The organism is Paenibacillus thiaminolyticus (genome assembly GCF_003591545.1).
Classification (GTDB): domain Bacteria; phylum Bacillota; class Bacilli; order Paenibacillales; family Paenibacillaceae; genus Paenibacillus_B; species Paenibacillus_B thiaminolyticus_A.
In genome coordinates, this window is record NZ_QYZD01000007.1 from 36,392 (window position 1) to 50,894 (window position 14,503).

Below are 14,503 nucleotides of genomic sequence, written 5' to 3' on the forward strand. Positions count from 1 at the left end.
TTCAAGTCAGCCGCTCCACAGGAATTCGGATCTCGAAGCGCGTGTTCCCGGGAGCGCTGCGGACACGGATGTCTCCATCAAGCAAGCGCACGATATCGGCGGCGTGCGACAGTCCGATGCCCGTGGAAGAGTTCCCTTCAGCATCGAATTTGGTCGTGAATCCGGGATGAAAGATCAAATCGAGCTCATCGGCGGATATGCCCGGGCCGTCGTCCGTGACGGAGAACAAGATCGATTGGTCGCGGAGATCGACGTGCACCCGGATGCGGCCTTGATGTGGCAGCGCTTCTACGGCATTCGATACGATGTTGTTGAGTACGGAGAGAAGCGGATAAATTTCGGTGGTGGACAGATTGATGTCGCATTTGGCCTGGATGTCTGCGCTTTTGCCGATCAGCAAGCCGTAATTCGCATTGGCCCGCGTCACCATGGCGCATAGGTCGGCAATCGAGATGCGTTTGGACAGCATCCGTTCCTGCTGGATAATTTTGAATAAGCCGGATAAAATCCGTTCCGAATCCTTTTTTACCTCATGCACATGCTCCGCGATATGAAGCGCCTGTGCCGCACCCGGGTGAGATTCGGTTTTGAGCGCGCGGTACAACCGGTAGCTTTCCCGCGTAATTTCTTCAATATGGGACATCGACTTGCGAAGATAGATGGCCTCTTCGAACAGATCCGAATTAATGAGCATTAACCGCTCCAATTCCTTCTGCCTCTGTTCTCCCAATGCCCGAACTTGGCGAATCGCCAACATATTGCATAGGCCTACGGCAAAAAAGCTGCGCAGCAAGCCAACGAGAATAACCAGCATTGTCTCGTGAACCGTCATGTTCGGCGGCGTGCCGGCAGCGAACCGAACGAGCAATTCCGCCCCATTCGATACGATATCCGCCAACGCACCGAATATGGCGACTTTGACATGATATTCTACGTTGGTTTTCAATTTGAGCAGGAAGATCATCGCCGCGAAGGTGACATAATAAAAAAATACGGGCATATGCTGCATAAATCCTTCGTCTATCGGGATGCCATGCAGCAGCGTCCCTAACATGATGCGGAAGACAACGACGAAGGCGCCCACGGCGATGCCGGTCGCAAGCACAGGCACGGAGAACCATAGCAATCCGAAAAAATAGGCCATAATTCCGAGCGAGAAGCGAAAATCACCGCCGAACGGGGTGATCTTCATTTCGCCCAGCAATCCCGTAGATAAGAGAATGATGCTCCAAATAAGCAGCCTGTGGTCTCGCACGCTGATTGTATCGCCCCTTTCCTCCCGATGCCCTCAACGTTCTTCCTCTTATCGTACAGGAAAAGAGCCCATTTTGTCTCGCAAAATATCCATTTTCAGGAGCGTCTGCTTTCGAGCTTTAGTGAAGCGATCGACAGCACGTAATTGACCATGAAGTACAGCAGCGCCGCGAACACGAACGTCGGAATGACGTAGTTGACATTCTGGCCGTTAATGATATTGACATGATTCATCAGCTCCGGCAGCGCAATGACGACCGCCAATGACGTGTCCTTCAGCAGAGAGATGAACTGGCTCACCATGGGCGGCACCATGCGGCGCAGCGCGATCGGAAGCACGATATGCCTCAGCGTCTGCACCTGCGTCAAGCCGGAAGAACGCCCTGCTTCAATCAGGCCCTTCTCGACGGAATTCAGTCCGCCCCGCACAATCTCCGAGATCATCGCGGACTCGAAAATAACAAGGGCAATGACCGCGGCGGTAAATTTATCAAGCTTAATGCCGAGCTGGGGCAGGGCGAAATAGGTAAAAAAGATAATCAGCAGCAGCGGCAGGTTGCGAATCATCTCGACGAGGACCGCGAATAACTTGCCCAGCACCGGCACCTTGGCGTAACGGACCGTGCCGACCAGGACGCTGATGACAAAGCTGAGTGCAATCGAGATCAGAGCCACCTCGATCGTAATGAGAAAGCCCTGCAGCAGAAATTGAATATTGACGGGGGACAGCGCTCCGAGAAAGTCCATTAGGCTTCAACTCCTTTGCCGGTCTGATACTTCTGTTCCAGGAAACGAATGCCGAAGCTCAGCGGAATCGTCAAAAGCAAGTAAAACGCCGCGGCAAAAATGTACGTGCTGAACGTGTCGAAGGTGTCGGAATTAATCAGATCGGCTTGGTACATCAAGTCCGAGGCCGACAGCACGGTCAAGATCGAAGAGTTTTTTACCAGGTTCAAAAATTGATTGCCCAACGGCGGAATGACTAATTTAATCGCTTGCAGCAGGATGACATGCCGCATCGCTTGAATATAGGTCAGCCCGGAGGAACGTGCCGCTTCCATCTGTCCGGCGGGAACCGCCTGGATACCGGCGCGAATCACCTCCGCGATAAATGCGGAGGTATATACCGTCAAGGCGGTCAATCCGGCCGCAAACGGCACCAGAAGGACGCCCGTCAACAGCGGCAAGCCAACGAGAACAAAAATGGCGAGCAGCATCAGCGGGATATTGCGAAGAAACTCGACATACGCGGTGCCGAACCATTGCAGCGGCTTAATGGGGGTAATGCGGAATACGGCAATGACGGCGCCGAGGATAAAGCTCGCGATCAGTGAAATGAGGCTGACTGCAACGGTCCCCCCCAATCCGATTAAGTAGCGGTCGAGATGCTCGGTAAAGACGCTAAATTGAATCAATATCGTTTCCCCCTTCCAGGATGGGTCAGCTTCGGTCACAGTTTTCTAAAAAGGGGGCGAGCGCCTGCTCCCCCCTCATGCCTTTGGTTTAGTTCGGTTTTTTGCCGATCCATTTCTCATAGATCCGGTCGTATTCGCCACTGTCCTTCAATTCCTTCAAGGTGTCATTGACCAATTTGACGAACTCCTCATCGCCTTTCCGGATTCCGATGCCATAAGGCTCATCTGTGAAGGTCTCATCCAGGACGTGGAAGTTCTTGTCCTGCTGCGCCATTCCGTACAGCAAGGCATTGTCGGTCGTCAGGGCGTGTCCTTGCCCCGCTTTCAAGGCCGTAAACGCCTCGGCATAGTTCTCGAATTCAAGGATCTGTGCATCCGGCGCCGATTCGCGAATGTTTTTGGCGGATGTCGATCCTTTCGCGGTCAACACTTTCGATTCCTTGGTCAGATCTTGGATGGAGTTGATCGGGCTCTCAACGGGAACGAGCAGCGATTGGCCAGCCGTAAAATAAACGTCCGAGAAATCGATTTCCTTTTTCCGCTCATCCGTAATCGTCATCGTTGCGATAATGAAGTCAATGTCGCCGTTCTTCAGCATCGGAATGCGTGTTTTGGAAGTAACCTCCATCATCTCGATTGCGTTTTCGTCGCCGAACACCTTTTTCGCGATCTGCTTCGCGATGTCGATATCGAGACCCTGCACTTCCCCGGTGCCCGGATCCTTCAGCCCGAACAGATTCAGATCGTACTTCACCCCGGCAACGACTTTGCCTCTCTTTTTAATCTGGTCAATCGTTCCTTCGCCTCCGGCGGATGTCTGGGAGCATGCGGATAAAGCGCTTACAACTAATGCGGCGGCTACGGCGGCCCCAATAACTTTAAACCAACGTTTCATTAAGAACACTCCTTTTTTTTCGATTCGATGCCGGGTTGCTACCTGGGTAACTTCGTGATCAGAAGCAGCCTTAGTGGTTTAATATCCGGCTGAGGAACACTCTGGCCCTCTCCTCCCGCGGGTTGGTAAAAAAGTCGGCCGGCTCGGCCTCTTCAATAATCCGTCCTTGATCCATAAATACGATGCGATCCGCCACTTCTCTCGCAAAGCCCATCTCATGGGTGACGACGACCATCGTCATTCCTTCCTCGGCCAGCGTTCTCATGACATCAAGCACTTCCCCGATCGTCTCCGGATCGAGTGCCGAGGTAGGCTCGTCGAACAGCATAATTTTCGGCTTCATCGCCAATCCCCGCGCGATCGCGACGCGCTGCTGCTGGCCTCCCGACAGCTGTGACGGGTAAGCCTTCGCTTTATCGGCAATGCCCACCTTCTCCAAGTACAGCATTGCCACCTGCTCAGCTTCTTGCCTCGACATGCCGGCTACTTGTAGCGGAGCGAGCGTTATGTTTTCCAGCACGGTCTTATGAGGGTACAGGTTGAAATGCTGGAACACCATCCCGATATTCCGCCGCAATTGATTAATGTCGGTTGACTTGTCATTGACCCGGACACCATCCACGATCAGCTCGCCGTCCGTAACCGTTTCTAAGCGGTTGATGCAGCGCACCATCGTGCTCTTCCCGGAGCCGCTCGGTCCAATGACGACGACCACTTCCCCCTGCTTAATCGACAAGTTAACATCCTTCAACACGTGGAATTTGCCGTAATGTTTATTAATTTGATGGAATTGAATCATTGCTTTCCCCCCTTTGCGCCGGAATGAAATTGGTGATAACAAACAGGTTAATAGGAAAACAACGGAAAACTACCGAATCCGACAAAATTAAAATAATAAAATTTATAGGGAAATGTGCAGCAGATCGATTGACGGCCTGCTCTCCCAAGGCCGGGCACAAAAAAATCACCTTCAAGCCATCGGCTTTCAAGGTGATTTTCCTCAACCTGTTCACAACGCTACGAATCCGGTCCGCCCTGCAGAAGATGATGCTTCATGGCATACTCGACAAGCTGGCTTCGACGCGTTACATTCAGCTTATTCATCATTCTCGTCTTATGCGTATCGACCGTCTTGATGCTGACCATCAACTCCCGGGCCGTCTCCACCAGCGTATAGCCTCTGGCGAGAAAACGGAGCACTTCGATCTCCCGCGGGCTCAACAGCCGGTAAGGATCGCCGGCTTCCGTATCATACGGCGTTTTTTTCAGCATCGACGACAGCAGTATCCGCGTTTCCTGCGGCCGCAGGTAGACATATCCGCTCATCACCGAATCAATGGCTGTGTACAGCTCTTCATCCACTGCCGCCTTCGGAATATAACCGGATGCTCCCGCCCGCATTATCGATGTGATATAATCTTCATCTTCATGCATGGTGAGGACGATGACTTTCGCCTGCTCATGACGCTGCTTGATCTCGGCAAGCACCTGGATGCCGTCCAGGCGCGGCATGCTGATGTCGAGCAGCAATAGATGCGGCTGGACTTCCTCATACAGCCGCAGGGCCTCCACGCCGTCGGCGGCTTCGCCCACCACCTGGAAGGATGGCTTTTTGTGCAATAGCAGCTTCAAGCCTGCGCGGAGCAACGCGTGGTCATCCACGATCATGATCTTGACGGTCTGAATGGTCTGTTCTTCCATCACTGTCCCCTTTGTCCAGCGCTAGCGGGATGGACGCCCGAAGCTCGGTCCCGCCGGCACTCATCGTTGTCACATGGAAGGAACCGCCAAGCAGCTCGGCTCTTTCCTTCATGCCGTATAGTCCGATCCGCTGCTGCTCGCGCGCCCGTGTGAAATCTTCCGGAGCGATGCCGTGACCATTGTCCTGAATCGTCAACTGAATGCGAGAATCGGAGACGTCCATCCTTATCTCAATCCGGGTCGCCGCCGCATGCTTCACGACATTGGTCAAGCTTTCCTGCAAAATCCGGTACAAGGCGACCGCGATATGGCTGCCGATGGCGATATCCGCTTCGGGAACGGACAGCAGCACCGCAATCTTGTGCTTCTCTTGGAATTTTTGCGCATATTTCTTGATGGCGGGAATCAAACCCAACTCGTCCAAAATCGGCGGTCTTAGCTCTACCGCCAAGTCCCGGATCTCCCGCAAAATCCCGGCCGCCATATCGCGGCTGGCATACAGCAGCTCCCGCTGTTCGGCATCCTTCGCTTCATTGCCCAGCACGCGCATCGTCACCATCAGCGACGTGAGCGCCTGGCTCGTCTCATCATGCAGCTCGCGCGAGATTCTCTTTCTCTCATCCTCCTGCGCGGACAGCAGCTTCAAAATCAGCGTATCCCGCAGCCGATCCTTGTGCTGCAGCTCGGTCAGCAGCTTTTCGACTTCAATGTTGGAGTCAATCAGGTTATCTGCCATTTCATTGAACGCCTGTGCCAGCTTCCCTACCTCATCATCGCTCGTCACCTGCGCCCGCAAAGACAACTTCCCGGCCGATATCCCGGTCGCCACGGCAACGAGATTGTTGATCGGCTTCGTAATGAAGCGGGTAACATAATACGTAATGCCGGCCGTGGCCGCGCACACCACTAATGCCGCGATAATCAGTTCCCCTATTTTCATAAAAATATAGGCCCTCGCCTGCGTCTCCTCCATGCCAACCCGTACGAATCCTACATCTCCCCCCTCGATGGGGACCAGGATATCATGAATACGGCCTTCATCCGTTAACAGCGTAGCAGCCTGCTGGCCATCCGAGCCATCGGACAGATGCGCGGTCCGGATGCCTCGCGGCAGTTGTCCGGAGAACGTGTCCCCGACCAGACCGTTATTGCTGTTGAGGACCAGGATGTAGCGAACATCTTCGTTCGTCTTCTGTGCCTGGGAGATGAGCAAGTGAAGCAAAAATTGATCATCCGTTAAAATGTAATCCGAGCTTAAAGCCGCAATATTGTGCGCGATATTGGCGCCGCGCTTCTTCAGTTCCTCCGCCATCATGCTCGTCAGCGAGTCCCAGATGATCGAGCCGAGGACCAGGGCGAGAAAGATCAGGGCGGCGAAGATGGTGCCGAATATTTTCTGGTTAATCCGAAGCCTGCCCATCCATCTCATAGGCGGGAGCCTCGCGACGAAGGCTTGTCTCTGTAAGCGGTCTCATAGAGCCGTGGATCGAAGGGAACGAAGCGATCGATGAACAGCCCATCCAGTGCAGGCTTCATCGCTTCCTGCTCATGCATGGACAGAAAAATTTCTTGTAACATCTGCTTCTCTTCCTCCGGCAAGCTGCTGCTGATGACGACGGGACTGGTGCCTGCCGGCTTCGACTTGGCGATAATATGCAAGGAATCAGCCAAGTCCGGATTTTTCCGCTTGGCCTGCTCATAGACCAGGCTGTTCACCGCCGCGGCATCCACGACCCTGTCAATGATGGCTTTGAGCGAGCTGTCATGATTGTAGGTATACAGATAGCGTCCGAAAAAATGCTCCGGCGTTTCCCCGATTTCCGCTAGCCGCTCACTAATGAAAAAATAACTGGAATAGCTGGCAGGGTCGGTAATGGCGATGCTTTTCCCCTTCAAATCGTTAATATCGGTCATCCCGCTATCGCGATTGACAACCAGATAACCATAATAATAGGGCACTCCCATTCGCTCCTGCATCGCAATCGCTTCAAGCCCCTCGGCTTGCTTTTGCTTATAGGTCAGATAGGCCCCTGACGACAGCAGAGCAATATCCGCCCCGCCATTCATCATTAACATGGTGATTTCATTGTAGCTCTTGCGCTGAATCAGTATCGCGGGCCGGTTCAGCTTATCTCCCACATAATTGGCAATCGCTTGATAATAATTGATGGTATCCGCCGGTGACAGCACACTGGAAATCGCCACTCGAACCGGTAAAGGCGAATCGTCTCGGGAATCGATCGGCGCATTTTCCGTCTCGGCAAACACAATGTCATAGCTGGAGCTCCCGGCCGTGCACCCCGGTAACATCGAGGCAAGCAGCATCAGAAGCAGCATCCTTCTCACGCTTGGCAGCCTGATCCTCATTCTATTCATGATGCGTGTAGGCTCCCTCCCTCGAAATCGCCCATCTCGGAGGCGCTTTTTTGCATCCCCAAGTATAGCATGAAAAGCATGCCCTCTCTATAAACGATGCCCTTTCCAATGGATTTTAAGAGTTTATGCCTACTCATCCCGGACGGTGTAGGATTTTTTCCGACATCACTCTCAATAACTCCTACAAAAAATCAGAACTTTGCTGATAGTATCGCAGCTTGCCTAACCCCGATAATGAAAAGCGAGGAAAGCAAATAGGAAGACAGGGGGGTTGCGATAAGACAGTGGACAGCCAATAGACAGCACGCTTATGAAACCGGTTCCCCAAACCGTTGAAAGCATCGTGCCCAACGTTATCGTTATCTATTTTATTATCAACAGCTAAGAATCGAGGTTGATCGCATGATTTCCTTTTTGAAGCCTAGAGTAAGCGCTGCCAAGGTTCCGCCCGAGCAAGTTCAAAAAACGTATAAGCGCTTCCGGGTCCAATCCTTGCTTGGTGTTTTCTTCGGCTACATGGCCTATTACATCGTTCGCAACAATTTTGCCTTATCGACGCCTCATCTTCAAAACGACCTCCACCTCAGCGCGACGGAAATCGGTCTGCTGAGCAGCTGCATGCTCATTGCCTACGGAATCAGTAAAGGCCTGATGAGCAGCCTTGCGGATAAAGCCGATCCGAAAAGGTATATGGCGCTAGGCCTTCTCATGTGCGCGTTGGTCAATATTATGTTGGGCTTCTCAACGGGATTCTGGATGTTCGCCGGGCTCGTCATATTGAACGGCATCTTTCAAGGAATGGGAGTCGGCCCCAGCTTCATCACGATCGCGAACTGGTTCCCGCGCAGACAGAGAGGCGTCGTCGGCGCCATCTGGAACATCTCGCATAATATCGGTGGCGGCATCGTTGCCCCTGTCGTCGGCGTCGGCTTCGCCATGCTTGGGCAGGAGCACTGGCAAGCGGCAAGCTATCAAGTGCCGGCGGCGGTTGCCATCGTGTTCGCCATGATCGTATTGGCACTGACGAAGGGCTCTCCGGTCAATGAAGGCTTACCGCCATTGAATGAAATGGTTCAAGATGACTCGGATCCGGCGATGAACGTCAAATCGGATTCCAAGCCGCCGGAAGATATGACCGTCTGGCAAATTTTCAAAAATTATGTCTTGTTCAATAAAAACGCGTGGTTCGTCTCATTCGTCGATGTGTTCGTATACATGGTGCGCTTCGGTATTATCAGTTGGCTGCCGATCTATCTTTTGAACGTGAAAAATTTCACCAAAGCAGAGATGAGCGTCGCCTTTCTGTTTTTCGAATGGGCGGCCATCCCTTCCACACTCCTGGTCGGCTACGTATCGGACCGGTTTTTCAAGGGCTACCGCATGCCGCCGGCTATCATTGCCATGGTGTTGATTTTCTTCTGCATCATCGGCTACTGGCAGAGCGGCTCCTTGCTGGTCACGACCATCTTCGCGGCCATCATCGGGTGTCTGATTTACATTCCACAGTTCCTCGCTTCCGTGCAGACGCTGGAGGTCGTGCCCCCCTTCGCCGTTGGATCGGCGGTTGGTCTGCGCGGATTCATGAGCTATATTTTGGGCGCTTCCTTAGGGACTACCCTCTTCGGCTTCATGGTGGACCGGGTGGGCTGGAACGGCGGCTTCTATGTATTGCTGACCGCCGTAGTATGCTGCATTATTTTCTGCATCCTGACCCATATGGGGGCCAAGGAAATGGAGCGTAACAAGCAGGAAGCGGTGAAATCGTAAGCGACGGGATTCCAAAGGTTACCACCGATTATCATCAGTTCAGAGAAGCTCCTCCCGGGCAGATGCCCGTCAGGAGCTTCTTGTCGTGCGGGGGATGCTTGTGTCAAGAAGGTTATTGGAGCTGGATGGTTTCAGCATAACTGTATGGTATCAACTCATCATTCTCTGTTTCCTTCCAAGCCAATGTATCATGAGCAAAATCACTGATTTTACCTGAACCAAAATGTTCAAAATATGTTTTTACAAAACCTATCACTTCATTTTCTTGTGAAGTGAATAATTCATATTCAAATTCCTCCAGCGATGTAATTGTTATTCTGGTGAATCCATCCCGTTCCTCTTCCGTAGAAATCGAAATTTGATTCAATCCTTCAAGACATCCCAACACCATTTCATAATCTTTGGGGACAGGGCCAAATGGCTTGTGTATATACGGTACACCACTGATCGACATACGATTTCGTTTGTACATCAAAAAGTCAGCATACCATAGAAGCTTCATCAGCTTTGTTTTTAAAACTCCCTCCTGCCCGAAGTAGAAAATCATATGAAAAAACTTCTTCATATTGACCGCAGAAAATCCATTATTGACGGTGTTTTGGAAGGGTTTATATATCATTTCGAAGAGTTGCGAAGACATTCGTTCCAATTCATTTTCGGAAAAAAGCTGTGTAAACTTTTTCTCCACAGCATGCTGTTCTTCAGAAGTGAGCCTTACCTTGTTTTCTTCGTAGAACTTCAATATGGACTCTGGATTATTCTTTAGTAACTTCAGAACATGAATTTGGGTTGTTGAGGGCGAAGAACTTCCGCTTTCATACCTTTTTATCGTAGCAATTCCCATGTTCAAGATTTTTGAAAATAGCGATTGAGTCAGGCCGAACTGCTGGCGTAATTCTTTAATCGACTCCGCATTGATCGAATGTTTATTTTCATATGCCTGGCTTAATTTTTTCAAGGTTTCCGTGCCCAATTTCTCATCGGTAACATCATTTCCGCATATGTTACATTTCATATACTGCTCAATAATATCAAATGGCTCCTTCCGGAACGTATACCTTGCTTCTCTTTCAAGAACCTCGACCTCACGTTCACATTGGCAATGATCGCAGAATCTGATTCTTTTGTCATATTTCATAAGCGGCCCTCCATCATGTAATCGCTTCTTGACGAGCGTAATCTCCACTCGCCCTAAGGTTCATCCTCGTGGAAGGATAGACATACGCATCCACGTCTTTCGGTTTCATCTTTCAGCTTAATATAAGCCATAATTCCGTTAATTTCGTTTTTGAAGACCCAGATTACTAGACCACTGGCTATATCCCATAATCAAGACTTGGTCCAGAATGATAATGGGTAGGTTCAAGGTCCAATACACATTCCCAAGCCTCTTCAACATCTGTAAGCCCTAGGTCTGCAAGATGCTGAAGATACGACACGCCGTTCCGAGTCCGTGCTACAAAATGTCTCCGACCTGTACGAATAAATTCCTTCATCTTAGTTAAAAACTGTTCCGTAGATAAATCACTCACTCACGACGGCCCTCCTTTATAACCTCCCCAACGAAGTATCATTTGATACCAAAATTTTATCACACACTTCGTAAAGTATCAATTGATACAAAAATTTTATACTTTATATATAATAAATAGGCCCCGGTTCCGCCTGAACGGAACCGGGGCCTTATAGAGAGGAAGAGGACTACCGTAAGTTAGGGCGAAGGCTGAATCGTAATCTCCACGATCCGATCCTCGCTGTTCGTTAGCGACGAGACGCGGTATTCCAGCGGAGAGGGAAGACCGAGCATCGCCACCATGTCATGCAGATCCGATCGGAGCTGAAGCTCGTCGCCTTCATACCGCAGCTGCATCCGCTCGCTGCCGGACTCGCGGGCCGTCTGGAACCGCTCGGCCAAGGTGGATGCGTCATGAACGGCGCGATCGGCCAGGAGCACGTCCGGACTCCATACCTTCTCCAGTTGGCGGGCGAAGCTGCTCAGCACGCCGCCCTCCGCCTTCATCTGATCGACGGCCAGCGCATAGGCCCGGTCAGCGGCCGGAGCCTGCTCCGCCGTCCAGATATGATCGCCCCGCATCTCCTCATCGGTGCGCAAATAATACGTATACCGAATCTGGCCCTCCCGGTTAGGCAGCGGGTCGTCCCAAGTCGCATCCAAGTGGTACCAGGAACCGTCCAACTGCACCAGATTCCAAGCATGCAGCGTCCCGCCCGCCTCGCCTTCGATAATTTGGCCCGGAATGCCCGCTTCGATCAGCATGGCATGTACCAGCAGCGCGTACCCTTGGCACACGGTCTTGCCCTCGGTCAGCGCTTCATACGCTGTGAACTTGGTCATTCCCTCGTCATAGGTGAGATGGCTTACGACATAGTCGTGTATCGCTTTCACCTTCTGATGCGGCGAATCATTCGGGGCCGTAATCTCCTGCACAATCTCATGGGCGCGGTTCAAGACGAACTGCGTTTGTTCCCGCGTTTCTCTATATTCCACATATACGGTGACGAGCGCATAATCGACGCTCCCTTTCCATTGGAACGAATACTTGCTTACATTGTACCTGATAAATGGATCAGAATGAAGCGCGGCCGACAACGCTTCCGTCACCTGCGCCGTCAGCGTGTCCGTGCTGCCTTCATAACGGAAAGAGGAGATGCCCTCCCGCTCCGTGAACCGTTCCTCGAACCATTTCGTCATCGCCTTCACATCATTCAGCACGACTTCGAAGGGACGGGCTTCCACCGTCGGCCACAGGGCTAGTCCGGCCACTACGCTGACGATGAAGCAGCCCAAGAGCAGAATACGCAATACGGAGAACGGGGAGCGCCGTCTTGGCCGCTTCCGGATGGCCGTTCCCTCATCGTATTCCCCGCCCTCTCGCATGTCTGCATCAACCAATCCGCAACCCACCTTTCCATCCGGCGGTGTTGTCCGCCTTTGGTGGTTCGTATCGTAACATATGGGTTTTGCAGATGCTGTCTAGTTATGGAATGCGCTTCGCGGTTCCCGTTCTCTGACGATTCTATTCCGCTCGACAGTGTCCCCCAGCAACAGTGCGGGTTCCGGCTTGTTCCGCCCGGCCATCCCTTCCCCCCCTTCCTGGAAAAAGACGAGCCGTAGCGAATCAATGCAGCATTTGCCTATAAAAAAATACGCAACCAGCCTAAAAAAACGGTTGCGCATCATCGGATTCAAGTCAATAATGTCTGCCGCGCCGCAGGCGCCCGCTCCGGATAAGAACAAGGCATCTCGGCCGACAGCCCCAGATGCCAGCGGAAGAACGGGAGCACCTCCGGCCAGAAGCGGGGATCCTGCTCCGAGCAGCTATGCCCCGGACTGTCGACCAGGACGTGCTGCTGCGGATACGTCAGCCGGGTCAGAATCCCTTCCAGCTCCCCGGCCGGGATGAAGCCGTCCCCCCGGGAATGCACCATTAACACCGGCACCCGGCCTTCCGCCCGGGCTTCGTTGTCGGACAGCGAGCGGGCCAGATCCAGCTCTTCATAGACCGACACGGGAATCTGGGAGCGGTACAGCCAGATGCGCGGAATAACCGTAGCGAGCGGATAAGACGGCAGCCGCCTCCGGCGCAACTCCGCAGCGACCAGGGTCAATGGACGCGCAGGCATGGAATCCGTCACCAGCGCTTGCACATCGAGTCCGCTATCGAGAGCCATGACGGCGCCGAAGCCGCCCAGCGAGTGGCCGAGCACTCCGATTCGATCCGGCTCGACGTCGGAACGGGTGCGCACATATCGAACCGCGGCGAGCAGGTCATCGCGGAACAGAAGCGGCGAAGGGGCCTTGACCGCCTCGCTGTCTCCATGGCTGCTGACATCATACAGCAGCAGATTGAAGCCGGCATCCGCCAGCGGATAAGCGTAGCGGAGCACGCGCTCGCGGTTCGAGCCCCATCCGTGGCACAGGATGATGACCGGAGCACGCTTCGCCGGCGTGTTCCCCTTGCCCCAGACGAACCAGCCATGCAGCGTGGCGCATCCGTCCAAGAAGATGCGCTCGAACGGGCGATCCGGCTCATTCCGCACCGGCAATTGCCGCGGAGACTGGCTCTTCACCGCCAGCGTCCAGGTTCCTCCGGCGAGGCAGCCCAGCGCGGCCATCGCCCCCATGCTGTAAGACCACAGATCAGTCATCTCTGTCATATTCATATCGCCTCACTTTCCGGTTCATCCATCCCATCGGTGCCGCGCCGTTGTTGCATGTCCGGCATGCATTGGAAGCGGCGATGTGCAGGATCTCTTGTTGAAAATTTTCTTATATCGGTAGCCGCCACAATGGCTATCCTTCCCGAAATCAATTTACTTTTATTGTATACCATATGTCCAAATTTTCCTAGATTTACGACTCAAGATGCCATAAAGGCAAGCTTGCACCTGGATCAACCACTGCCTTCCGGGAAACACCATTCGTTACAACTCGTTTCCACGAACTCAAATATCCTAAATTTTTCCGTAACTGTTCAAATATTGCGATAGAAAACCGATAACTTCAGTATTATGGCAAGATGCCCGTGCTGCCGCCAAGCGGCTGCGGCACTCATCTATCCCTTGGGGAGAAAGGAAGGATTGAATATGAATGTATCTGCGGTATCTGCAGGCGGTCTAGCCAGTTCTGGCAGCGGTGCGGCCAGCGGCATCGACCGGCAAATTGAAAGGCTGAACAAACGAAAAGCCGTCATTGCGGAGAAAATCTTGGCCGTGGCTACAGGCGACGACGAGCAAAAGGTGAAGGACGAAAAAATAAAGGCGCTCAAAATGGAGATGCAGGTCATTGACATGCAAATTCAGCAGCTGATGAAGAAAAAAATGGAGATGGAGAAGAAAAAACAAGACCCCTCCCAAGCGGACGAGGGGGATATCGGGCCTTCGATTAGCGAATTGATTCATCCGGACGATAAATCGCAGGGCGATTCTATTTTTATTGATATGAAGCTCTAGCGCGGGGCTTTCTCCCCAAAATAGGAAGCTCCCTTCGGGCTCCGGCATCTCGCTTGCGGTTCATCGCAGCGCCCCATGCCGGAGCCCCGAAGGGGAGATCTCTCCTCCGCTGCCGTCTTCG

15 protein-coding genes are annotated in these 14,503 nt (G+C 52.6%); 2 read left to right on the forward strand and 13 right to left on the reverse strand.

What is annotated here, in order from left to right; genetic code table 11:
• Position 1: 1 nt before the first annotated feature.
• The 9 genes from DQX05_RS10235 to DQX05_RS10270 all read right to left on the reverse strand — a co-directional run bounded on the left by DQX05_RS10235 (position 2) and on the right by DQX05_RS10270 (position 7,641).
• Entirely contained in the window at positions 2-1,255 is a 1,254-nt protein-coding gene (locus DQX05_RS10235) for a sensor histidine kinase (protein ID WP_119793234.1), read from the reverse strand.
• 95 nt (positions 1,256-1,350) lie between these two features.
• A complete protein-coding gene (locus DQX05_RS10240; protein ID WP_119793235.1) occupies positions 1,351-2,001 on the reverse strand; it encodes an amino acid ABC transporter permease in 651 nt (216 codons plus the stop codon).
• A complete protein-coding gene (locus tag DQX05_RS10245; protein WP_182914704.1) occupies positions 2,001-2,672 on the reverse strand; it encodes an amino acid ABC transporter permease in 672 nt (223 codons plus the stop codon). Before DQX05_RS10245 ends, DQX05_RS10240 begins: the two co-directional genes overlap by 1 nt.
• An 85-nt stretch (positions 2,673-2,757) precedes the next feature.
• The gene (locus DQX05_RS10250; RefSeq protein ID WP_119793239.1) at positions 2,758-3,564 is read right to left on the reverse strand and encodes a glutamate ABC transporter substrate-binding protein; all 807 of its coding nucleotides are present in this window, start codon (positions 3,562-3,564) and stop codon (positions 2,758-2,760) included.
• Positions 3,565-3,634: 70 nt separating this feature from the next.
• Complete coding sequence (locus DQX05_RS10255) at positions 3,635-4,363, reverse strand: amino acid ABC transporter ATP-binding protein (RefSeq protein ID WP_119793241.1); 729 nt, start codon at positions 4,361-4,363, stop codon at positions 3,635-3,637.
• Positions 4,341-4,553, reverse strand: coding sequence for a hypothetical protein (locus DQX05_RS30650; RefSeq protein WP_182914693.1), 213 nt, complete (start codon positions 4,551-4,553; stop codon positions 4,341-4,343). Before DQX05_RS30650 ends, DQX05_RS10255 begins: the two co-directional genes overlap by 23 nt.
• Before the next feature lie 28 nt (positions 4,554-4,581).
• Entirely contained in the window at positions 4,582-5,265 is a 684-nt protein-coding gene (locus DQX05_RS10260; protein ID WP_119793243.1) for a response regulator transcription factor, read from the reverse strand.
• Positions 5,219-6,694 (reverse strand): HAMP domain-containing sensor histidine kinase, encoded by a 1,476-nt coding sequence (locus DQX05_RS10265; protein ID WP_119793245.1) that lies wholly within the window; start codon positions 6,692-6,694, stop codon positions 5,219-5,221. Before DQX05_RS10265 ends, DQX05_RS10260 begins: the two co-directional genes overlap by 47 nt.
• A complete protein-coding gene (locus tag DQX05_RS10270; protein WP_259391893.1) occupies positions 6,691-7,641 on the reverse strand; it encodes a substrate-binding domain-containing protein in 951 nt (316 codons plus the stop codon). Before DQX05_RS10270 ends, DQX05_RS10265 begins: the two co-directional genes overlap by 4 nt.
• A 402-nt stretch (positions 7,642-8,043) precedes the next feature.
• On the opposite strand from DQX05_RS10270, the gene pgtP reads away from it, so the two are divergent.
• Entirely contained in the window at positions 8,044-9,408 is a 1,365-nt protein-coding gene (gene pgtP, locus DQX05_RS10275; protein ID WP_119793248.1) for a phosphoglycerate transporter PgtP, read from the forward strand.
• 112 nt (positions 9,409-9,520) lie between these two features.
• On the opposite strand, the gene DQX05_RS10280 is transcribed toward pgtP, so the two are convergent.
• The 4 genes from DQX05_RS10280 to DQX05_RS30655 all read right to left on the reverse strand — a co-directional run bounded on the left by DQX05_RS10280 (position 9,521) and on the right by DQX05_RS30655 (position 13,763).
• The gene (locus tag DQX05_RS10280) at positions 9,521-10,546 is read right to left on the reverse strand and encodes a type II TA system antitoxin MqsA family protein (RefSeq protein ID WP_259391894.1); all 1,026 of its coding nucleotides are present in this window, start codon (positions 10,544-10,546) and stop codon (positions 9,521-9,523) included.
• A 573-nt stretch (positions 10,547-11,119) separates the two neighbouring features.
• Positions 11,120-12,322, reverse strand: a complete 1,203-nt coding sequence (locus tag DQX05_RS10290) for a transglutaminase domain-containing protein (RefSeq protein WP_119793252.1) — start codon at positions 12,320-12,322, stop codon at positions 11,120-11,122.
• 293 nt (positions 12,323-12,615) lie between these two features.
• The gene (locus DQX05_RS10295) at positions 12,616-13,587 is read right to left on the reverse strand and encodes an alpha/beta hydrolase (RefSeq protein ID WP_119793254.1); all 972 of its coding nucleotides are present in this window, start codon (positions 13,585-13,587) and stop codon (positions 12,616-12,618) included.
• A 2-nt stretch (positions 13,588-13,589) separates the two neighbouring features.
• Positions 13,590-13,763, reverse strand: coding sequence for a hypothetical protein (locus tag DQX05_RS30655; RefSeq protein WP_182914695.1), 174 nt, complete (start codon positions 13,761-13,763; stop codon positions 13,590-13,592).
• 253 nt (positions 13,764-14,016) lie between these two features.
• On the opposite strand from DQX05_RS30655, the gene DQX05_RS10300 reads away from it, so the two are divergent.
• Positions 14,017-14,382, forward strand: coding sequence for a FlxA-like family protein (locus DQX05_RS10300; protein WP_119793256.1), 366 nt, complete (start codon positions 14,017-14,019; stop codon positions 14,380-14,382).
• Positions 14,383-14,503: the final 121 nt, after the last annotated feature.

Bases quoted from the DNA above. Each gene is read 5' to 3' on its own strand.
- DQX05_RS10240 (WP_119793235.1), bottom strand. From the start codon at position 2,001: ATGGACTTTCTCGGAGCGCTGTCCCCCGTCAATATTCAATTTCTGCTG.
- DQX05_RS10250 (WP_119793239.1), bottom strand. From the start codon at position 3,564: ATGAAACGTTGGTTTAAAGTTATTGGGGCCGCCGTAGCCGCCGCATTA.
- DQX05_RS10255 (WP_119793241.1), bottom strand. From the start codon at position 4,363: ATGATTCAATTCCATCAAATTAATAAACATTACGGCAAATTCCACGTG.
- DQX05_RS10260 (WP_119793243.1), bottom strand. From the start codon at position 5,265: ATGGAAGAACAGACCATTCAGACCGTCAAGATCATGATCGTGGATGAC.
- DQX05_RS10265 (WP_119793245.1), bottom strand. From the start codon at position 6,694: ATGAGATGGATGGGCAGGCTTCGGATTAACCAGAAAATATTCGGCACC.
- DQX05_RS10270 (WP_259391893.1), bottom strand. From the start codon at position 7,641: ATGAATAGAATGAGGATCAGGCTGCCAAGCGTGAGAAGGATGCTGCTT.
- pgtP (WP_119793248.1), top strand. From the start codon at position 8,044: ATGATTTCCTTTTTGAAGCCTAGAGTAAGCGCTGCCAAGGTTCCGCCC.
- DQX05_RS10280 (WP_259391894.1), bottom strand. From the start codon at position 10,546: ATGAAATATGACAAAAGAATCAGATTCTGCGATCATTGCCAATGTGAA.
- DQX05_RS10295 (WP_119793254.1), bottom strand. From the start codon at position 13,587: ATGACAGAGATGACTGATCTGTGGTCTTACAGCATGGGGGCGATGGCC.
- DQX05_RS30655 (WP_182914695.1), bottom strand. From the start codon at position 13,763: ATGGTATACAATAAAAGTAAATTGATTTCGGGAAGGATAGCCATTGTG.
- DQX05_RS10300 (WP_119793256.1), top strand. From the start codon at position 14,017: ATGAATGTATCTGCGGTATCTGCAGGCGGTCTAGCCAGTTCTGGCAGC.